Source organism: Sabulibacter ruber (assembly GCF_017355955.1).
Taxonomy (GTDB): Bacteria; Bacteroidota; Bacteroidia; order Cytophagales; family Hymenobacteraceae; genus Nibribacter; species Nibribacter ruber_A.
Map to the genome: position 1 here is coordinate 1 of NZ_JAFFID010000164.1, position 258 is coordinate 258.

At 76.0% G+C, this 258-nt stretch carries 1 protein-coding gene; it reads left to right on the top strand.

The window, feature by feature from the left end; all coding sequences use genetic code 11:
* On the top strand, positions 1-238 hold a 238-nt coding region (locus JT719_RS24880), incomplete at its 5' end, for a hypothetical protein (RefSeq protein WP_207436465.1).
* Between the last annotated feature and the right edge of the window lie 20 nt (positions 239-258).

A 258-nucleotide genomic window follows, 5' to 3' on the forward strand; every position in this document is an offset into this window, starting at 1 on the left:
GCGCATCGACGTGCCCGCCCTGGTCCGCGACCGCGTCCGGGGCCGCTTTCCCATGACGGTGCGCGGCAAGGACGGCCAGCCGCCGCGCGCGTCGATCCCGCTGGCCGGCGCGCTGGCCTTCGCCGGGCCGGACAGCAACGACGGCATGCTGCGCGTCGAGTTCCGCTACTGCCCCCCGGAACCCGCCCGCTGCGGCGTCGAGCGGGTGGACATTCCCGTGAAGGCCGGGACGCGCTGAGCAGGTGCCGCCAGCTTGGC